A 20,051-nucleotide genomic window follows, 5' to 3' on the forward strand; every position below is an offset into this window, starting at 1 on the left:
GAGGACCGGAGTGAACGAACCGCTGGTGTTCGGGTTGTCATGCCAATGGCACTGCCCGGTAGCTATGTTCGGAACGGATAACCGCTGAAAGCATCTAAGCGGGAAGCCGGCCAAAAGATGAGTCATCCCTTGTACCTTGAGTACACATAAGGGTCGTTGGAGACCACAACGTTGATAGGTGAGGTGTGGAAGCGTGGTGACACGTTAAGCTAACTCATACTAATTGCCCGAGAGGCTTAACCATACAACGCCCAAGGTGTTTGTGTGTGGTGTGATACAGAATTCTATCGAGCTTGCTTGTTAAAGACATAAAAACAGTTTTTGCCTGGTGGCAATAGCGCTGTGGAACCACCTGAATCCATTCCGAACTCAGAAGTGAAACGCAGCCGCGACGATGGTAGTGTGGCAGATGCCATGCGAGAGTAGTTCACCGCCAGGCTCCCAAATAAGCCAAAGGGCCCAGTCTAACGACTGGGCCTTTTTGCTTCTGTGAATTTAGTGGTGGACCATTCGAGCAGGGCATCCCCATGCGACAAAAACGTCAGGAACGTTTTTGGACCGCCAACGGCGGGTCCCGCAGGGACGAGACCCAGGATGGGGCGAGCACTGTAGTTCACCGCCAGGCTCCCAAATACAGAACCCCGCTCACTGAGCGGGGTTTTTTATTTGCGTTGCCACAGGCGGTCGCCAGGGTGAAACAGGAAAAACGGGACGCAAACAGTTTGGCGTCACGCCTGTTTCACGCCGCGCGCTCTGCAAGCGGCCGGACAAGAGGTTCTGCTATCGCATGACCGCCCGCAATAATGTAGTTCACCGCGCCCGAATTCAGAACACATCTGCTTTTAAACTAACCAACTCTTACCCACAGGCGCAATACTTGCGGCGATTGCACCCTACTTAGATTCATGCAAAAGTATTCCAATTCAAACAGATATACAATCTCAAGGTCAACTGATGTCAGGCAAACTACGCAACTACAGCAACAATGTATTTATCGCCTTAAGCCGGTTACTAAACGCCTTACTTGGCGGTAATCCAAGCTTAACTTTAAGCGCAAGGGCTGGTCTGAACTACAGAAAAGGGCAGTGGAGACAACGAAGACGACTGATCAATACATTATTCTGGCTACAACAGGATCATTGTGAGTTTGCTATACAGTTGGATACAGACAGAAATCAGCAAGCATTAATAGAAGAAAAAAATACAACAAAAACAGAGCCTTTGTGACATCGAACAACATCACAAAGGCATCAGAAAGGATTAATTTAACGCAGGTTTCATTTCCACAACCACTTCATTATTGTGGAATAACTGTAACTTATCGCCATTTAATTCAATGCGATCAGCCATTTGCAAATGTTGGGTAAAGTTTGACTCATAGTAGTTACTCTGAGCACAATACTTTTTGGTGCTGACCAAAGGGTTCACTTTCAACAAGTTAGAGCTTTGGCTGTAGCTGGCGTTAAACACGTTACAACCTGAAAATCCGTACAATTTAGCATTGTCGTTAAACAGCATACGTAAGTTGTACTGCTGTGGTACCTGGATAAACTTCACCCGTTCTACCCGCCAGACAATTCCTTGCACTTTGGCAATATTCAGTGTGTCAGGACAGGTAGCGCCCGGCCAAAACTGCTCAAATTTTTCAACGAACAACATCTTGTCTTCTTTTTGACTCTGACGTGCAATCATAGTGGCGATCACGGGCTTGCCATTCAGATTTTTATCTGTCTGATAACTACGCAGCATGGGAATATGATGTTGAGTCATGGCTATAGTTAGTTTTTCCCCACTGGTGCACGAGGTAAACACTGCGTTGTTATCAATAACCTGGTACATCCCCAACATTTGCATGCTGGTATCCAATTTCACAAAGTTATTGGAGCGTACTAATTCATAGTTATCTTTGGAGATGACGGGTTTACCGGCTTCATCCAATAACACTACTTTGTTATTGCTGACAAACTGGAAAGACGGAATTTTAGTTTGCTGAGACATCAAGTGGATCACCCGACCTTCCAACAACCAGGTGCCTTTCACCAGATTCACTTCATGACGATCAATAAATTCCTGCCGGGCTTCAAACTTGCCGTCTTGAAACAAATTGACGTGATACTTCACACCGGGACAACCTTCACAAGGTAAAGTACCGATAAAACTCATATCGCGATCAATAAAAATATGACCAAAATCAGTAGCCTGGGCTTGAGCCACATGATCGTTTAACACTTCATTCTCAACCAGCTCTGGCTCAACCACCACCACTGGCTCGCTGACTTCACTGATTGGGGCTGGCGCTTGCTCTGGTAACTGGCTACAACCAGCCAAAGCCAGGACTAAAGCGCTTAAAATAAAACTTTGCTTCATATGTATCTGGATCCCAAGAAAATTGGCGCCATTATAAAGCAACTACGCGGACAGTCGAATGGTATTACTGATTAAAAATTGTCATATTTTATTCTTTCGCTTGCTGCTGCAGAAAGTGAAAAACCATAGACGCGCTGTCTTTTGGATTTTCCTGCATAAAACAATGGCCGCCTTTCACCTCAAGTAGCTGAATAGCATGATTTAACTTGCACCATTTTTTCGCTGATTTACTGACAAAGGGATAGGTGTTATCACCATGGATCAGCAGAGTTGGACTACAGGGCTGCTGAAGCTGTTTCCACAACTGTTTTGGATAAGAGGCAAAGATTTCGGCTTCGCGTTGTGCCTTACATTTTAAGGTCAACCCCTGCTGGGTATGTTGTAACGCATGCTCGATATAACTGGCTAGCGCTTCATCTTGCCAGTTTTTAAACATTCCTCTTTGGTGCAGGTAGTTGTAGGCAGAATCTTGATCTGGCCAATGTTGGCGTCGATTTAGGGCTTTTTTCGCCATTGGATTCTTTTTATATAAACCAAGCCAGTCCAAGGTATGCATTAGTGTCAGCATGCCGGGGGTAAATAACACAGGGTCAAGTAATACCACAGCATCAAAGGGACTGGAGGTTTTACTGTTGATCAGTGCTGTTAATACGCCGCCAAAACTATGGCCCACTCCATAGCAAGGTACAGTCGCAAATAACTGCTTATGAGCAAGCCAGGCCTCAAGCGCCAGATCTGCGCTTTGATTCCAACCGATAAAAGCGCCGCCATGATCGCTGTCGCCATGACCCTGTGCGTCGGATAAAAATAAATCAAAGTGGGGAAGGAGCTGTGCTAAAAAAGGCTGATACATCCGGCTGCAATAGCCATTGCCGTGCAGAACATGCAGTACGGCTTTACCTGTTGGCGGCGTATAAAATCCACGTAATGTAAAACCATAGTGGGTCGGATAATTCCAGGGGACGAGTTCCATCATCTATCTTTAGTGGCCAAACCTGATTGCACTTTGCCATGGTCGTACCAGATCCGCAAATAAAAAAGCCCGGTTTTGAAACCGGGCTTTTGGCTTTATTTTGGTCTATCAGAAGTTATAGTTTAACCGAACGTAGTAAAAGCCGCCGTTAATGCCCATAACTGCAGTCGTTGGGTATTTAGAACCAGCGATACCTTGCCATTTATGTTCATCTGGGTATTCGTCAAACAGGTTTTGCGCGCCTACGCTGATCTCATAGCTGTCGCTGATGCTGTAACTGACTTCTACATCTGTTGTCACTGCAGAACCTACCTCGATTGGGATACCACCATCCGCTTCAAGTAAGACGCCATTGTCCAAGTGATCTTCGTAAAATGAACCGAAGTGGTTAAAGCGGATATAGCCCTTCCAGTCTCCGTAGTTTTGATTGACAGTAAAGCTGCCACGAACCCGAGGTAAACCACGTTCCAGCTGCTCTTTTTTCGCATCGCTGATATTGGTTGTTAACTCACCATCGATCAGATACTCGCTGATACGATCGACATTAGTGTCAGTCCAGTTATAGGCAAAAGCCAGAGTAGTACGGCCGTTCCACAGATCAAATCCGTAGTTGGCAACTAAGTCTAAACCCTGAGTGGTCGTGTCAAAGTCATTGGTGAAATACTTAACACTGCTAAAGCTGCTTGCATCCTTAACACCTAATGCCAGCAACTCTTCGATATCCTCTGCTGTAAGCTCCAAAGAAGAGGTCTGACTGATGCGATCTTCCACTTTAATATGGAAATAATCCAACGTGATATACCAGTCGCTCACTTCCAGCACTGTACCAACAGAGAAGTTTTTCGACTCTTCAGGTGTTAAAGGTTTGCCGCCTTTTTGCAGTGATATTGGGTGGTCCGGTGGTAAAGTTGCGGTATCCACTAAGCCTTCAGGGCTAAAAGAGGTGGTGACGTTACGAACACGACTTTGGCCTACCGTGGGTGCACGGAAGCCTGTGCTGACCGCAGAGCGGAAGGCAATTTCATCTGTAGCCTGATAACGTGCCGTTATTTTGCCATTTGTAGTATCACCAAAGTCTTCAAAATCTTCGAAGCGCAGTGCAAAGTCCATACGGAAGTTATCGCTGAACTCAGCACCTAACTCAGTATACGCTGCATAGCTGTAACGGTTAAAAGAGCCCGCATCCTCAGGCTTGAAGCCTGGAAAGCCGTTTGAACCTATGCCAAAACCTTGTGAGGCCAAAGGACCCACTTCAAAAGAGGCGGCATCGCCAGCATAAATTTCAAAGGTTTCATCGCGATATTCCACACCACCGGCGACATTCAGTGGATATGGCAGACCGTCTATATCAAAGGGTTTATTGAAATCTAAGTTCGCAGCTTTTTCCAGTTGAACATATTTGCCCGGTTTAAATGAGCGTGGTGTATCAGGGCCTAACGATGGGTTCAGCGTATTGTTGATATAAAACTCGACTTCACTGCGGCCAATCGACATGCTGGCGTCAAAAGCCCAACCTGATTCCAGTTCTCCTTTTACACCCGAGGCGATGGCGGTGTCAGTCACCACACCACCAAATTTAGGGGTAAAACCGCCAGGTAACAGGCCGTAATAAGTGAAACAATGGGCAGGCAGCGCATCGACGTCGGCTTGGATGTCAGCATGGTTACGAATGTCGTCACCCGTCATTGCAGAAATAGTAGGACAAGCGCCTAAACTTTCGTCGAGATTACCAATCAGCAGGCTTTCACCACCATCGTTGGAGTAGACACCGCTGCGAGTGGTTGGATGACGGTAGTAGAAGCCACCTTCCACATCTCGTTCTGCCCAGTTGGTGAATAAATAAAATTCCCGATCTTTGGCAACCTCCAAGCCGATATTGGCAAACACTTTCGCGTCACGTTTGAATTCGGGCGAACCCCACACCTGAGCCGGGTTTGCGATAAAAGGGTTGCCAGCCGCAGCAGAGGCTGCTGCATCGTCTCGCTGTACTGAACGGCTGGTTGGATCAGCTTGTTTAAATTCACCACTGATATTGGCAAAACCATTGTCGGTAAAAGGTAAACCTATGTTACCCGCCACCTGACGTAAATCACCGTCCCCCTCATAATGCTGACCGCTTTTGACTTCAAAAGAGCCGCCTTCTGCCGCATCTTTTAAGCGAAAGTTAATCACACCAGCTATGGCATCTGAGCCGTACTGCGCCGCCGCACCATCTCTTAATATCTCAACTTGTTTTAATGCAATAGATGGAATAACAGAAATATCCGGCCCTTGTGAACCGTCCGATATACCGCTGCCTAAAAAGGTGATCACCGCCGCACGGTGACGTCTTTTTCCATTGACTAATACCAGGGTGCTGTCTGGTGGCAGGCCGCGTAAGTTTGCAGGACGAATTAAGGTTGAAGCATCATTGATAGGCTGAGCGTTGACGTTAAAAGAGGGCACTGCGGCTGTCATTAAACTGACCATATCGCTGGTGCCGGTTTTTGAGAATTCTTCGCCACCTATCACGTCGACCGGAACTGCTGAGTCACCGACTGAGCGTGGCGCACCACGAGCACCTATAACAGCTATTTTTTCAACGGACGCATCTTCGGCTTTTTTTTCTGCAGCATCAGGAGTTTCCTGAGCCAGTAATGAGGTGCTAAACAATAAACTGCCGCATAACGCGATTTTTATAGCGGCAGCAACAGGATGGTAGTGGATTGATTCTTTCTTCATGGATGTTGCCTTCTCATCTGGATTTTTGTTTTGGCTCATTTTTATCTACGAGCTCTGTAATGACCATATTTGAAAAGTTCAGATTTGTCTATCGTGATTTTTTGTCGCTTGAGCGCTCTTTTTTGGTGATTTGTCGCACTGTTCTGGTGCCTTTCGTGGCTTGGAGCCTGTTCTTTACAAAGATCTCTCTAAAAAATTAACGTCAAATAACCGAAAAATATCCGATCTGACTTGCTGTTTTACTCAAAGTCGATTCAGATAGCAGGTGTCATTTAACCAAGGATTTATCGTAGTGAAAAAACTTCTGACCCCGGCCGGACTGGCCGCTGTATTATTTGCTGCAACAACACAGGCAGACGCTAATTTACCCCTGGAGCGTTTGTTTGCAGATCCCGCGTTAAGCGGCACAGCGCCTCGTTCATTGAGTTTTTCTCCAGACGGCAGTCGTGTCACTTACCTCAAAGGTAAAGAAACCGATGCCAATCAGTTGGATCTGTGGCAATACCAGATTAAGACAGGTAAACACAGTATTTTAGTTGATTCAAATCAATTGTTTAGTGGCCCAGAGCAATTGTCTGATGAGGAAAAAGCCAGACGGGAGCGCTTACGCTTATTCGCCAGCGGGATCGTTAGCTACAACTGGTCAAAAGATGGCAAAGCTTTGCTGTTTCCACTCAATGGTGACTTGTATTATTACGACCTATCCAGCCAAAAATCGCGCAAGCTAACCAACACAGAAGCCTTTGAAACTGATGCACAAATATCGCCCAAAGGTCGGTATGTTTCTTTTATCCGTGAGCAAAATATTTTTGTGCTCGACCTCAAATCAGGCAAAGAAACTCAGTTAACTACAGATGGGCGGGGCCTGATTAAAAATGGTATGGCCGAATTTGTCGCTCAGGAAGAAATGGGCCGGATGACAGGGTACTGGTGGGCTCCGGATGATAGCAAAATAGCCTTTAGCCAGATAGATGAATCACCTGTCGCTGAAGCTGTTCGCAATGAAATTTATGCTGACGACATTAAGCTATTTACTCAGCGTTATCCTTTTACCGGCACAGCTAACGTCAAAGTGAAACTGGGTGTAGTGTCGGTGCCACAAGCCGCGGTGCAATGGCTGGATTTGGGTAAAGAGCAGGATATCTACCTGGCCCGCGTCAACTGGAGTAAGTCTGCATCCGTACTGACCTATCAGTGGCAAAGCCGTGACCAGCAGCAACTTGAACTGCGCTCTGTGGACTTGCCGTCCGGCACTACCAAAGTGCTGCTGAAAGAGCAAAGTCCAACCTGGCTGAATTTAAATGATGATTTACATTTCTTAAAAGATAAACAGCATTTTGTCTGGGCGTCTGAGCGGGACGGTTACAAGCATCTGTACTTGTACAAACTGGATGGCACTTTAGTGCGACAGTTGACTCAGGGCGACTGGGTCGTCAACAAAATTGAAGCCATCAACGAAGAGCAAGGCATTATTTATTTCTCCGGCCGCAAAGATACACCGCTGGAAAGCCACCTCTATGCAGTACCTGTGCAAGGAGGGGAAAGCAGCAGGCTGACTCAGACCGGGTATTCCCATGCTGTGGTGATGGCGGAAACTGGTCAGAGTTTTATCGATAGTTATTCCAGCGTGTTGCAACCCACTAAAGTAGAGCTGAAAAGTGTTGAAGGCAAAGTGCTGACTGTACTGGAGTCGAATGACGTCTCAGGGGCGCATCCATTGGCGCAGTACAAACAGAAGCTGGTAAAGCCCCGTTTTGGTACGTTAAAAGCTAAGGATGGCCAGACTTTGTATTACCGGGTGTTTGAACCTGCAGTGCTTGAAAAAGGTAAGAAATATCCAGTGGTCGTTGGTGTTTACGGCGGACCAGGCGCACAGCGTGTGACCAATAGCTGGAGCGCACGAGACTTGTATTTCCAGTACCTGGCACAAAACGGCTACATCGTGTTCCAGTTAGATAACAGAGGCTCTGAAAACAGAGGCAAAGCTTTTGAAGATCCCATCTACAAAAAACTGGCGGTGGTTGAGCTGGAGGATCAAATCACCGGGGTGGAGTATCTGCGCAGCCTGCCTTATGTTGACGCTGAGCGTATAGGTATTTATGGTCATAGCTACGGCGGTTACATGAGTATTATGGCGATGTTTAAAGCCGGTGCTTATTTTAAAGCTGGCGTGGCCGGAGCCCCTGTGACGGACTGGGCTTTGTATGACACCCATTATACGGAGCGTTATCTGGGGCATCCTGCAACAAATAAAGTAGGTTACGAGCAGAGTTCAGTCTTCCCTTACGTCAAGGATTATCAGGGCAACCTGCTGATTTATCATGGTATGGCGGATGATAACGTGCTCTTTACCCATAGCACCAAGCTGTACTCTGAATTGCAAAAACAGGGCAAATTGTTCGACAGCATGGATTATCCGGGCAGCAAACATTCAATGTTTGGTCAGCCGGTGCAAACCCATTTGCATAAAACCATTACGGCGTTTTTTGAGCGTCAGTTAAAACAATAAACTGTGGGGCGGGTTTTTAACCCGCCTTTGCCATTACAATTCGTTGCCAATTAATCTGTTGGCCTTAAATGCCAGCAGATTGTCACTGGTGACCTGACAAATTTGTTGCAACGCTTCCTGAGTGAAAAATGCCTGATGCCCGGTGATCAACACATTAGGGAAGGTCAGCAGGCGTTTAAACACCTCGTCGTCAATCAGTTGCCCTGATAAGTCCTGAAAAAATAAATCCGCTTCCTGCTCGTAGACATCCAGGCCTAAGTGACCAATTTTCCGGTTTTTCAGCGCTTTAATCACAGCTTTGGTATCGATCAAGCCACCTCTGCTGGTATTGATCAGCATGACACCATCTTTCATTTGTGCCAGGCTGTGGTCGTTGATGATATGCTGGGTTTGTGGGGTGAGCGGGCAGTGCAAACTAATCATATCCGACTGCGCCCACAACTGCTCTAAAGGCACATAACTGACGCCCGCTTTCTCCAGATCTTGATCTTTTTTAATATCATAACACAGCAGTCGCATGCCAAAACCAAGCAGTATTTTGGCGGTAGCCACACCTATACGTCCTGTGCCAATCAGACCCGCAGTTTTGCCGTGCAGATTAAACCCCAGCAAGCCATCCAGTGCAAAGTTATCATCCCGCACTCTGTTGTAGGCTTTGTGTAACTTGCGGTTTAAACAGAGGATCATGGCGACTGTATGTTCGGCTACGGCTTCAGGCGAATAGGCTGGAACTCTTGCTACCCGCAGCCCCAACTCTCTGGCAGCGGCAAGGTCAACATTATTAAAGCCTGCACAGCGCAAGGCAACCATGCCCACACCCATAGCGCTCAGCTCTGCCAGCACTGGCTTTGATAAATCATCGTTGACAAAAACACAGACGGCCTGACATCCCTGAGCGAATCCGGCACTGTGTTGATTCAGAGGTGCATCAAAAAAGCTGAACTCAAGGCTGTCGTCGGCCCACTGTCTGAAACTTTCCTGATCGTATTTTTTTGCGCTAAAGACGGCAATTTTCATAACAACACTCCTTGCTTGCAGATCTGCAACTCAGAGTAGCGTAAAAAACTGCACGTCTTGTTGTTTTTAATCAATAGATTGTTTTGATCCAAACTTAGTTTCAGCCAAATCTTAGCTGGCCAGCACTTCCTCAATCGACTGATGCAGGCTGGATGGCTTAGTGCGCGGAGCATAACGTTTCACCACATCGCCTTGGCGATTGACTAAAAACTTGGTGAAGTTCCATTTAATAGCCCGGGTTTTCATCAAACCACGCGCCTGATCTTTTAGATATTCAAATAACGGGTCGGCATCCAGACCATTGACCTGAACCTTGCCAAAGACCGGGAAACTGACACCATAGTTGAGCTGACAGAATTGTTGGATCTCGGCATTGGACCCTGGTTCTTGTGCGCCAAACTGATTACAGGGGAAGGCCAGTACCACAAAACCCTGATCTTTGTATTGCTGATACAAAGCTTCCAGTTCCTGATACTGGGGGGTAAAACCACATTGGCTGGCGGTATTGACGATCAGTATGACTTTATCCCTGTATTGGGCTAAATCGACGTCCTGACCCTGACTATCCTTCACTTTGAAATGATGAACCTTTGGCATAACTGTCCTTTTTTGCAACTCGTCTGATGCTTTTGCGTCAGAGCCCCTGATTCTAGTAAGCTTGTTAGCATTCAAGTCTGTCACAGAAATAAGTCAAATTTATGTCAAATTTATCACAACAAAAAGTTGCCTTTGTCGGTTTGGGAGTGATGGGGTTTCCTATGGCCGGTCATTTGCAGCAAAAAGGCGAACAAGTCTGTGTGTATAACCGAACTCAGCACAAAGCGCTGGATTGGGTAGCGCAGTATGGCGGCCGAAGTGCAGCAACTCCGGCAGAGGCTGCCGCAGGTGCTGATCTGGTGATATTATGTGTAGGCAATGACGATGATGTGCGTTCTGTGGTCTATGGTGAGCAGGGCGTTTTAGCGACTATGAGTCCAGGCTCCTTATTAATAGACCACACCACGGCTTCAGCCGATTTAGCGCGCGAACTGGCCTTGGCTTGCAAAGAAAAAGGCATAGGCTTTTTAGATGCACCGGTCTCTGGTGGACAAGCGGGTGCTCAGAATGGCCTCTTGACTATTATGCTGGGTGGGGAAGAGGCTGATTTTGCCAAAGCAGAAGCAACATTAATGAAATATGCCCGTAGTGCCCGTCTTTTAGGTGCTGCAGGTTCGGGTCAACTGACGAAAATGGTCAATCAGATTTGTATCGCCGGTGTGGTGCAGGGGTTGGCTGAGGCCATGCATTTCGCGCAGCAGGCAGGCCTTGATGGTCAGGCTGTGTTGGATACCATCAGCAAAGGTGCCGCCCAGTCCTGGCAAATGGAAAACCGCGGTTCCACTATGTTGCAGGGTAAATACGACTTTGGTTTTGCCGTGGACTGGATGCGGAAAGACTTAGCTATTACGTTAAACGAAGCGCGCCACAACGGTGCCACTTTGCCACTCACTGCATTGGTCGACCAGTTTTACGCTCAAGTACAAGCTATGGGGGGGGGCCGTTGGGACACCTCCAGTTTACTGACTGTTTTGCAGCGTAAGGGCTAAGCCTACCCCTTTTAATCATCCAGGCTGGTGCTGGCTAAACCTAAAGTCAGCACCAGTAACAACGGAATTTGCACCAGATGCAGCATTGGATCAGGGCTGATCTGCAGTGCCAAACCTACCACTATAGCCCAGACCAAAGCCAGTAAAGCCCATACAGTTGCGCGTTTTGATAGTTGAAACATACTCACCTCCTGTTGTTGATGAGGCTACTTTACTCTGCTTGAAAATCAGTCTAAAGTGTCACTAATGACGTAATAATGGTTAAAAGTGACATCATGAAACGTATAGGTGTTTGGGTCGACCACGACATAGTGATGAGCAGTGTGACGGGGGTGGTGGATTTTTTTGCTTTTTGTAATAAATACTGGCAAGTGATCCAGCAAAGTGAACACCAGTTATTTGATACTGTTTTAATGGGGCCTAACCCTCTGGTACAGCATGGCGCTTTTAGTCTGAAGGTTGAAGCTGTTGATTTCGACTCTATTGATATTCTGTTGATCCCGGGTTTTTATGCCTACAACCCCAAAGATTTGGTGTGTGTCAGTCAGCAGTTAAAGCCTTATACCACAGAGTTGCAGGCCATGTTAGCGCAAGGCAAATGGCTGGGCGCTTTTTGTAATGGTACTTTTGCTTTGGCCGGAACAGGTTTGTTAAACGGCTTGCAGGCGACTTCGGTCTGGTTTTTTAAAGACTATTTCCGCCAGATGTTTCCGCAGGTCAAACTGGATTTGCAGCAACTGGTGGTGCAGCAGCAGAGCATTTTAACCGGAGGCGCTACCACCTCTTATCTGAATTTGTGTCTACGCTTTGTTGAGCTGTGCATGGATACGGCTTTTGCGCAGCAAATGGCGAAAATTATGCTGACCGATCCAAACCGCACCTCGCAGTTGCCTTATCTGTCTTTACAACTGGCACCACAACATCAGGATGCAAAATTGGCTGAAATTCAACAGTATTTGCAGGCCCATCTGGCAGAAACCATAACGCTGGACCAATTAGCCGAGCAGTTTGCCATGACACCCCGTACTTTGATCCGGCGTTTTAAGCAGCATCTGGACGAAACCCCTATGGCTTATCTACAACGTCTGCGGATTGAGAGAGCGAAGTCTTTGCTGGAGAATACCTTATGGACAGCGGAAGATATTATGCAGCAAGTGGGTTATGAGGATATTTCCTCGTTTCGGAAGTTATTTGCGCATTACACCGCTCTGACGCCTAAAGCCTACCGGCAAAAGTTTATGTTTGAGCCACAAATTGATTGTTGTCCTGTCAGCGGGCAGGAACGCCAATCTGTAGCGTGATGCGGTGCATTGAAGTTATTTAACAATATTTAACAAATCAATCAGCAAAAGTTTGTTTTGTGCTATTATCATGTGGCCAATTCATTGATGAAAGTAAATTAAATGTATTTATCTGAGATCGGCTGGCATCTGTATGCACTGCTATTTTTCCTTTGTATCCTGCTTCCCGCCCTTGTTTTGTGCGCTCTGGTGTATGTTAAGCCCATTTGGTTACGACAAGCGTTATGGGCCTTCAGTTTGTGTAGTCTGTGCTTCTTAGTGCTGAGTCTGAAATTTAGTGATAACAGCCTGTTAATGACTGACAGTGCTTTGGAGCTGAGAGCTGGTTTGTATCAAACCAGGATTGATGATATTCACTCGGCACAAAGTAAAGTGTCTGTGGTGTTTTGTGATGAACTGGGCGAGTTTAAACCTGTTGTTGCAGTCAATGCGATTAATCTGCCGAACTACAAAGTCGGTTGGTTCAAGCTGGTGAATCAGCAAACTGCCTTTGTGATGCTGATTGGTGATATCGACAAAGTGACTGTGGTTAGCACGAAGAATGCAACAGCCTTAATTAGTGGCGATATTAACAGAGACAATGCTGGTGCTGGTTTGCAAGCACAGGCGTTTCGATAGGGTCAGCTTTGGCGCTGACCCTTTGAGGTGTTGCATCAGAACTGCATTTGGGGAATATTGCCAGAGATGACTAACTTACCAGCAGTTTTTTGCTGAATTTCTTCCACACTAACGCCAGGTGCGCGTTCCAGTAAATGGAAAGCACCGTCCCGCACTTCCAGCACGGCTAAATCAGTCACTATCTTTTTCACACAATTGACACCCGTCAAAGGCAAAGTACAGCTCTCCAATAACTTAGAGCTACCGTATTTGTCGGCATGGGTCATGGTGACAATGATATTTTGTGCACCTGCTACTAAATCCATAGCACCGCCCATGCCTTTGACCAGTTTGCCTGGGATCATCCAACTGGCGATATTGCCGTTTTGATCCACTTCAAAAGCGCCCAGAACTGTCAAATCGACATGACCGCCACGGATCATGGCGAAACTTTCCGCCGAGCTGAAAATGGCTGCGCCTTTAATAGCTGTGACCGTTTCTTTACCGGCGTTGATCATATCGGCATCCAGCTCAGCTTCGGTTGGGTAGGGACCCATACCTAATAAACCGTTTTCCGATTGCAGCATCACTTCAATGCCGGCTGGTACATAGTTCGCCACTAAGGTAGGGATACCAATGCCTAAATTGACGTAATAACCGTCCTGTAATTCCTGAGCCACCCGCATAGCGACTTGTTCACGTGATAATGCCATTTGCTGTGCTCCTTAAGCCTGACGAACCATACGACGTTCAATGCGTTTTTCAAAGCTACCTTTGATCACACGTTGCACATAAATACCTGGGGTGTGGATTTGGCTTGGTTCCAGTTCACCCGGCTCGACTATTTCTTCCACTTCAGCCACAGTAATTTTACCTGCCGTAGCTGCCATAGGGTTGAAGTTCATTGAGGTATGACGGAATACCAGATTGCCGTAACGGTCGGCTTTCCAGGCCCGCACTATGGCAAAATCACCAGTGATGGCTTCTTCCAGCACATAATGGCGGCCATTGATTTCACGGGTCTCTTTGCCTTCGGCTACTGGAGTACCGTAACCAGTCGCGGTGAAAAAGGCTGGAATACCAGCACCACCGGCGCGGATTTTTTCAGCCAGCGTGCCTTGTGGGGTCAGTACTACCTCCAGTTCACCCGATAACAACTGTTTTTCAAACAAGGCGTTTTCGCCGACATAAGAGGCGACCATTTTTTTGATCTGACGGTCTTCCAGCAGAATGCCTAATCCAAAACCATCGACGCCACAGTTGTTCGAAACCACAGTTAAATCCCGGGTGCCCATTTTTTTGATCTGAGCAATTAATCCTTCCGGAATACCACATAAACCAAAACCACCAGCGATGACGGTCATGCCATCGCTCAGGCCTGCCAGCGCTTCTTCGTAGCTGGTGACAACTTTATTAAACCCTGCCATTTTGTATCCTTTCTCGATGCTATGTATAAGTTAATTTTGCTGGCATTTGGCTTTGAGCGCCAATCCTACTTTAGAACTAGGAGCTTTACCCAACTGCTCGCTGATCAACCAGCCGATTGGGGCCAGCCGTTGTAAATCAACACCGCTTTGTATGCCAAGGCCGTTCAGTAAATACACCACTTCTTCAGTGGCCACATTGCCTGAGGCACCGGCGGCATAAGGACAGCCACCTAAACCTGCGACTGAACTGTCGACCACAGCAATACCACGTTGCAGCGCAGCGTAAATATTACTTAACGCCTGGCCATAAGTGTCGTGAAAATGTACAGCTAACTGGTCAACAGGCACAACCGCCAGCACCGCATCCAGCATGGCATTGACTTTAGCTGGCGTGCCAACGCCTATGGTGTCGCCTAACGAAATTTCGTAGCAGCCCATGTCTAATAAGGCTTTAGCAACCCGTGCAACTTCTGCAGGTGCAACCTCGCCCTGATAAGGGCAACCGACCACACAGGAGACATAACCGCGCACTTGAATACCATCTAGTTTGGCCTGTGCCATTACAGGAGCAAAACGCTCAAGGCTTTCGGCTATGCTGCAGTTGATATTTTTTTGAGTAAAAGCCTCGGATGCCGCACCAAATACCGCGACTTCATTGGCACCTGCGGCTTTGGCGGCTGCATAGCCTTGCAGGTTAGGCGTCAGTGCGGCATAGCTGATACCGGCTTTACGCTGAATTTGGGCAAATACAGCGGCGGAGTCGGCCATTTGTGGCACCCACTTAGGGGATACAAAAGCGCCGGTTTCAATGGTAACAAGACCGGTTTCAGCCAAGCGATTCACCAGCTCGACTTTAGCCTCAAGCGACACGGCTTTTTCATTTTGCAAACCGTCGCGTGGGCCTACTTCTACAATCCGCACGGCTTTGGGCAAACCAGTTGTATGCTCTGGGTTTAAAGTCAGTGACATCTTTCTCTCCAAATGGGCCTGTTAGTCTGCTGCGGTAAAGTCGACTAATTGAGCACCGTCTTTGACCAGATCACCAGCAGCGTAAAATAGCTGATTGACCACACCATCTTTAGGCGCTTTGATGCTGTATTCCATTTTCATCGCTTCCATCACCAACAGCGTCTGACCTGCACTGACTTGTGCGCCTTTTTCCACCATCACAGCGACAATAGTGCCATTCATCGGCGCTGTTAGATTACCTGCGGAGGCGCCATCATCAACTACAGTTTGCACTTGGGTCTGATATACAAAGTCATAACGCTGGTGTTTGATAAAGACCGACACCATGTCCAGATACTGACTGACCCGCACTTTGACTCTGTGGCCATTTAAATTGGCCTGCAGTTCATCGCCTTGTAAGCTGGCTGTCGCAGGAGTAACCACGCCTTGTTGGGTTAAGCTAAGCTGTTTACCTTCAGAGCTGATGCTGACCAGACGGGTCTCATCCTGATAAATCAGTGGAAAAGACACAGTTGGAACTTCATTTAAACGCCAGCCAGAACACAAAGCCCATGGGCTTTGGTCGTCCACCTTGTCTGAACGCTCCTTCAATAACAGATACAAAGCTGCCAATAAACTGGCTTGTTCGGTTTCAGACTGACCTGGTGCAAACAAGGATTCTTTATGCCGTTCAATAAAATGCGTATCCAGCTCCGCCTTGGCAAAAGCAGGTTGTTCGACTAAACGGGTTAAGAAGTTCAGGTTGTTTTTTACGCCAGCGATGCGGTAATCATCTAAAGCACGTAACATACGGGCAATGGCGCGGTCACGGTTTTCATCCCAGACAATCAGCTTGGCAATCATAGGGTCATAAAAAGGCGAAACCTCGTCGTTTTCGACCACACCTGTATCGACCCGCACATAACGGCTTTGCTCTGGCTGGCGCAAATAAGTCAGTTTGCCGGTGGCGGGCAGGAAATCGTGATCCGGATCTTCAGCATACACCCGCACTTCAATGGCATGGCCATCTATGGTGATTTGCTCCTGAGTTAAAGGCAAAGGCTGACCACTGGCGACTAACAGCTGCCATTTCACTAGGTCCTGGCCTGTGATCATTTCAGTCACAGGGTGTTCGACCTGCAGACGGGTATTCATTTCCATAAAGTAGAACGAGCCGTCTTCGTCGAATAAAAATTCCACAGTACCAGCGCCTTGGTAAGCAATGGCTTTGGCTGCTTTGACTGCCGCTTCACCCATGGCTTTACGCTGTTCTTTGCTGAAGTTCGGTGCTGGTGCTTCTTCAATCACTTTTTGGTGACGACGCTGAATAGAGCAATCCCGCTCGGCTAAATACACCGCATTGCCAAAACTGTCGGCAAACACCTGAATTTCAACATGACGGGGTTTGGTCAGGTAACGTTCCATCAGCACTTTGTCGTTGCCAAAGCCGTTTAACGCTTCACGTTTGGCGCCGGCTAAAGCTTCAGCAAATTCGCTGCTGTTCCAGACCACACGCATACCTTTACCACCACCGCCATAGGCGGCTTTCAGTAACAGCGGGTAGCCGACTAAGTCCGCTTGTTGCTGTAAAAAGGCCGGATCCTGATTGTCACCATGGTAACCCGGTACTAGAGGCACACCGGCTTTAGTCATAATCTCTTTGGCGGCGCTTTTACTGCCCATAGCCGCAATAGCGGGCACTGGCGGGCCAATAAACACCACACCGGCTTTGGCGCAAGCCTCTGCAAAACCTTCGTTTTCAGATAAAAAGCCATAACCAGGGTGCACGGCTTCGGCACCACTTAGTTTGGCGATTTCCAGAATTTTATCAGCCCGTAAATAAGACTCTTTGCTTGGCGCAGGACCTAATAAAAAAGCTTCATCGGCCATATGCACATGACGGGCATTGGCGTCAGCTTCTGAGTAGACAGCGACACAACGAATACCCAGTTTATGCGCGGTTTCTATCACACGGCAGGCGATTTCGCCCCGGTTGGCGATCAAAATTTTGCGAAACATCAGTCTGTTTTTCCTTATTCTGACCGGATCCAGGCCGGAGTACGTTTTTGTAAAAAGGCGGTTAAGCCTTCCTGACCTTCAGCCGACACCCGAATAGCGGCGATTCGGGCTGAAGTACTGTCTATCAGTTGCTGATTAATAGGCTGATGATTCACCGCAGCCATTAACTCTTTAGCGCAGCGCAGCGCTGCCGGGCTGTTACTGAGCAAAATGCCAACAAAATGCTCGGCGGCAGCATCAAGACCCCCAGCATCTACGACCTGATGCACTAAACCTAAATTCAGTGCTGTGGCGGCATCAAAACGCTCTGCGGTTAAGAAATAACGGCGGCTGGCCCGTTCGCCAATAGCGCGCATTACATAGGGGCTGATCACGGCTGGTATCAGGCCAATTTTGACTTCGCTTAAACAAAAGCTGGCGCCTTGTTCGGCAATGGCTATATCGCAGCAGGAGACTAAACCTAAAGCACCACCAAAAGCAGCGCCTTGCACTAGTGCAATAGTGGGGGCAGGGAAGGTGTCCAGTTGGCGCATCAGCTCTGCCAGTTGACCTGCATCTTCTAAGTTCTGCTGGTAGTTTTTCTCCGCCATTGAGCGCATCCAGTTCAGATCGGCACCTGCACTAAAGTTTTTCCCCATGGATTTGAGCAGTAGCACCCGAACTTCCGGGTTCGCCGCCAGGCTTTTTAGGGCATGGATTAATTCGGCAATCATGCCATCGTCAAAAGCGTTATGCACTTCGGCACGGTTCAGCACCAGCTCTGCCACACCGGCTGCATTGAGTGAGGTGGTAATAGCGCTATAGTTTTGCATTGTGTTTACTCCCTGCCTTACATCCGGAATACGCCAAATTTGGATTCGGCAACAGGCGCATTCAACGCTGCGCTCAGTGCCAGACCCACCACCATACGGGTTTGTGCCGGGTCGATAATGCCGTCATCCCATAAACGCGCACTGGCGTAGTAGGGGTGGCCTTGTTGCTCGTACTGGGCGACAATAGGCTGACGAATAGCTTGTTCGGCTTCAGCGGTTAAGCTTTCGCCTTTGCGCGCCAGTGCATCTTTAGTCACTGTCGCCATCACTCCAGCAGCTTGTTCACCACCCATCACCGAAATACGGGCATTAGGCCACATCCACATCATGGTGGGGTCATAAGCCCGGCCACACATGCCGTAGTTACCGGCGCCATAAGAGCCGCCTATTAATACGGTAAATTTCGGTACATTGGCACAAGACACAGCCATCACCATTTTGGCGCCGTGTTTTGCAATGCCTTCGGCTTCGTATTTTTTACCGACCATAAAGCCGGTGATATTTTGCAGGAACAACAGCGGAATTTTGCGCTGGGCGCATAGCTCAATAAAATGAGCGCCTTTTTGCGCTGACTCAGAGAACAGAATGCCGTTATTGGCTACTATGCCAATAGGCTGGCCAAAAATACGGGCAAAACCACAGACCAAAGTCGCGCCATAAAACTGTTTAAATTCATCAAAGTCAGAGCCGTCAACAATGCGGGCTATCACTTCACGTACATCAAACGGCTTTTTCAGATCAGTGCCGACTATGCCGTACAACTCGCTGGCATCATAAAGTGGCGCTTCGACAGGGCGCACGTCACCTTGCACTGGTTTTTGATGATTTAGACGGCTAACAGCATTACGCGCCAGTTGCAGCGCATGTTCGTCGTTTAGTGCATAGTGATCGGCTACACCAGAGATTTTGCAGTGCACATCCGCACCACCTAACTCTTCGGCTGAAACTTCTTCGCCTGTGGCGGCTTTAACCAAAGGTGGACCGGCTAAAAAGATAGTGCCTTGATCTTTAACGATAATACTTTCATCCGCCATAGCTGGCACATAAGCGCCACCTGCAGTACAGAGGCCCATCACCACGGCAATTTGTGGAATACCCTTGGCAGACATACGCGCCTGATTAAAGAAAATCCGTCCAAAGTGCAGCTTATCAGGGAACACTTCGTCCTGACGCGGCAGGTTGGCACCGCCTGAGTCGACCAGATAGATACAAGGCAGATTACAGGTTTCGGCAATTTCCTGGGCCCGTAAGTGTTTTTTTACCGTCAGTGGATAATAAGTACCACCTTTGACGGTCGCATCGTTGGCGACAATCATGCACTCAACGCCATTGACCCGGCCTATACCGGCCACCACACCAGCGGCGGGCACATAGTCGTCATAACATTCCCAGCCGGCAAACTGGCCGACTTCTAAAAAGGGTGAACCCGGGTCCAGCAGTTTTTGAATACGGTCACGGACAAAGAGTTTGCCACGTGAGGTATGACGGGCAATCAAAGCTTCGCCGCCACCTAATTTGATCTGTTGTACTTTTTGCTCTAAATCATCCACCAGTTGCTGCATCGCCTGAGCGTTCTGGATAAAATCGTCACTGCGTGGATTAATTTTGCTATTCAGTCTGGCCACGTTCACCACCTTTGGCTACAGGGTCTAGGAAAAGCCGGACAGGAGTCCGGCTTACTTTATTGGTTATGACGCTTAAAAGGTCGCGTTTAGTTCGATTCGTTAAATAACTCGCGGCCTATCAGCATACGGCGAATTTCTGAAGTACCAGC

At 47.9% G+C, this 20,051-nt stretch carries 17 protein-coding genes and 2 rRNA genes; 7 read left to right on the plus strand and 12 right to left on the minus strand.

The genetic code is table 11. The features are described from left to right. The 3 genes from SD53_RS10685 to SD53_RS10700 all read left to right on the plus strand — a co-directional run. Window positions 1-244 (plus strand): 23S ribosomal RNA (locus SD53_RS10685); the annotation flags it as partial. Between the two features lie 80 nt (window positions 245-324). After that, window positions 325-439 (plus strand): 5S ribosomal RNA (gene rrf / locus SD53_RS10690). Between the two features lie 515 nt (window positions 440-954). Continuing rightward, on the plus strand, window positions 955-1,227 hold the full coding sequence (locus SD53_RS10700; RefSeq protein ID WP_052749348.1) for a hypothetical protein: 273 nt from the start codon (window positions 955-957) through the stop codon (window positions 1,225-1,227). A gap of 33 nt (window positions 1,228-1,260) precedes the next feature. Here the strand turns inward: SD53_RS10700 and SD53_RS10705 are convergent, their stop codons facing one another. The 3 genes from SD53_RS10705 to SD53_RS10715 all read right to left on the minus strand — a co-directional run bounded on the left by SD53_RS10705 (window position 1,261) and on the right by SD53_RS10715 (window position 6,061). After that, complete coding sequence (locus SD53_RS10705) at window positions 1,261-2,367, minus strand: META domain-containing protein (protein ID WP_046520234.1); 1,107 nt, start codon at window positions 2,365-2,367, stop codon at window positions 1,261-1,263. A gap of 88 nt (window positions 2,368-2,455) precedes the next feature. Continuing rightward, window positions 2,456-3,340, minus strand: a complete 885-nt coding sequence (locus tag SD53_RS10710; protein WP_046520235.1) for an alpha/beta fold hydrolase — start codon at window positions 3,338-3,340, stop codon at window positions 2,456-2,458. Between the two features lie 108 nt (window positions 3,341-3,448). Further along, window positions 3,449-6,061: a TonB-dependent receptor plug domain-containing protein gene (locus SD53_RS10715; RefSeq protein ID WP_052749349.1), complete on the minus strand. Its 2,613-nt coding sequence runs from the start codon at window positions 6,059-6,061 to the stop codon at window positions 3,449-3,451. Window positions 6,062-6,353: 292 nt separating this feature from the next. Here SD53_RS10715 and SD53_RS10725 point away from each other — a divergent pair, with 292 nt between their 5' ends. Next, window positions 6,354-8,570: a S9 family peptidase gene (locus SD53_RS10725; RefSeq protein WP_046520237.1), complete on the plus strand. Its 2,217-nt coding sequence runs from the start codon at window positions 6,354-6,356 to the stop codon at window positions 8,568-8,570. Between the two features lie 33 nt (window positions 8,571-8,603). Here SD53_RS10725 and SD53_RS10730 read toward each other — a convergent pair whose 3' ends face one another. Both SD53_RS10730 and SD53_RS10735 read right to left on the minus strand, forming a co-directional pair. Beyond that, on the minus strand, window positions 8,604-9,587 hold the full coding sequence (locus SD53_RS10730; RefSeq protein WP_046520238.1) for a 2-hydroxyacid dehydrogenase: 984 nt from the start codon (window positions 9,585-9,587) through the stop codon (window positions 8,604-8,606). A 111-nt stretch (window positions 9,588-9,698) separates the two neighbouring features. Further along, window positions 9,699-10,184, minus strand: a complete 486-nt coding sequence (locus SD53_RS10735; RefSeq protein WP_046520239.1) for a glutathione peroxidase — start codon at window positions 10,182-10,184, stop codon at window positions 9,699-9,701. A gap of 101 nt (window positions 10,185-10,285) precedes the next feature. Here SD53_RS10735 and SD53_RS10740 point away from each other — a divergent pair, with 101 nt between their 5' ends. Beyond that, the gene (locus SD53_RS10740) at window positions 10,286-11,173 is read left to right on the plus strand and encodes an NAD(P)-dependent oxidoreductase (protein ID WP_046520240.1); all 888 of its coding nucleotides are present in this window, start codon (window positions 10,286-10,288) and stop codon (window positions 11,171-11,173) included. A gap of 11 nt (window positions 11,174-11,184) precedes the next feature. Here SD53_RS10740 and SD53_RS18650 read toward each other — a convergent pair whose 3' ends face one another. Next, entirely contained in the window at window positions 11,185-11,355 is a 171-nt protein-coding gene (locus SD53_RS18650) for a hypothetical protein (protein ID WP_157850016.1), read from the minus strand. A 93-nt stretch (window positions 11,356-11,448) separates the two neighbouring features. Between SD53_RS18650 and SD53_RS10745 the strand changes: the two genes are divergently transcribed. Together SD53_RS10745 and SD53_RS18610 are read left to right on the plus strand one after the other, a co-directional pair. Then, window positions 11,449-12,474 (plus strand): GlxA family transcriptional regulator, encoded by a 1,026-nt coding sequence (locus SD53_RS10745; protein WP_046520241.1) that lies wholly within the window; start codon window positions 11,449-11,451, stop codon window positions 12,472-12,474. Window positions 12,475-12,768: 294 nt separating this feature from the next. Further along, entirely contained in the window at window positions 12,769-13,092 is a 324-nt protein-coding gene (locus tag SD53_RS18610) for a hypothetical protein (protein ID WP_125060984.1), read from the plus strand. A 35-nt stretch (window positions 13,093-13,127) separates the two neighbouring features. On the opposite strand, the gene SD53_RS10755 is transcribed toward SD53_RS18610, so the two are convergent. The 6 genes from SD53_RS10755 to SD53_RS10780 are packed head-to-tail and all read right to left on the minus strand — an operon-like array spanning window position 13,128 to window position 19,902. After that, window positions 13,128-13,784: a CoA transferase subunit B gene (locus SD53_RS10755; RefSeq protein ID WP_046520243.1), complete on the minus strand. Its 657-nt coding sequence runs from the start codon at window positions 13,782-13,784 to the stop codon at window positions 13,128-13,130. Window positions 13,785-13,796: 12 nt separating this feature from the next. Further along, the gene (locus tag SD53_RS10760; protein ID WP_046520244.1) at window positions 13,797-14,498 is read right to left on the minus strand and encodes a CoA transferase subunit A; all 702 of its coding nucleotides are present in this window, start codon (window positions 14,496-14,498) and stop codon (window positions 13,797-13,799) included. A 30-nt stretch (window positions 14,499-14,528) separates the two neighbouring features. After that, complete coding sequence (locus tag SD53_RS10765; RefSeq protein WP_046520245.1) at window positions 14,529-15,467, minus strand: hydroxymethylglutaryl-CoA lyase; 939 nt, start codon at window positions 15,465-15,467, stop codon at window positions 14,529-14,531. 21 nt (window positions 15,468-15,488) lie between these two features. Further along, the gene (locus SD53_RS10770) at window positions 15,489-17,465 is read right to left on the minus strand and encodes an acetyl-CoA carboxylase biotin carboxylase subunit (RefSeq protein ID WP_046520246.1); all 1,977 of its coding nucleotides are present in this window, start codon (window positions 17,463-17,465) and stop codon (window positions 15,489-15,491) included. 14 nt (window positions 17,466-17,479) lie between these two features. Continuing rightward, window positions 17,480-18,277, minus strand: a complete 798-nt coding sequence (locus tag SD53_RS10775) for an enoyl-CoA hydratase/isomerase family protein (protein WP_046520247.1) — start codon at window positions 18,275-18,277, stop codon at window positions 17,480-17,482. Between the two features lie 17 nt (window positions 18,278-18,294). Then, window positions 18,295-19,902, minus strand: a complete 1,608-nt coding sequence (locus SD53_RS10780; protein ID WP_046520248.1) for a carboxyl transferase domain-containing protein — start codon at window positions 19,900-19,902, stop codon at window positions 18,295-18,297. Between the last annotated feature and the right edge of the window lie 149 nt (window positions 19,903-20,051).

Origin of the sequence: Rheinheimera mesophila, from assembly GCF_000986865.1 — a bacterium.
GTDB lineage: Bacteria > Pseudomonadota > Gammaproteobacteria > Enterobacterales > Alteromonadaceae > Pararheinheimera > Pararheinheimera mesophila.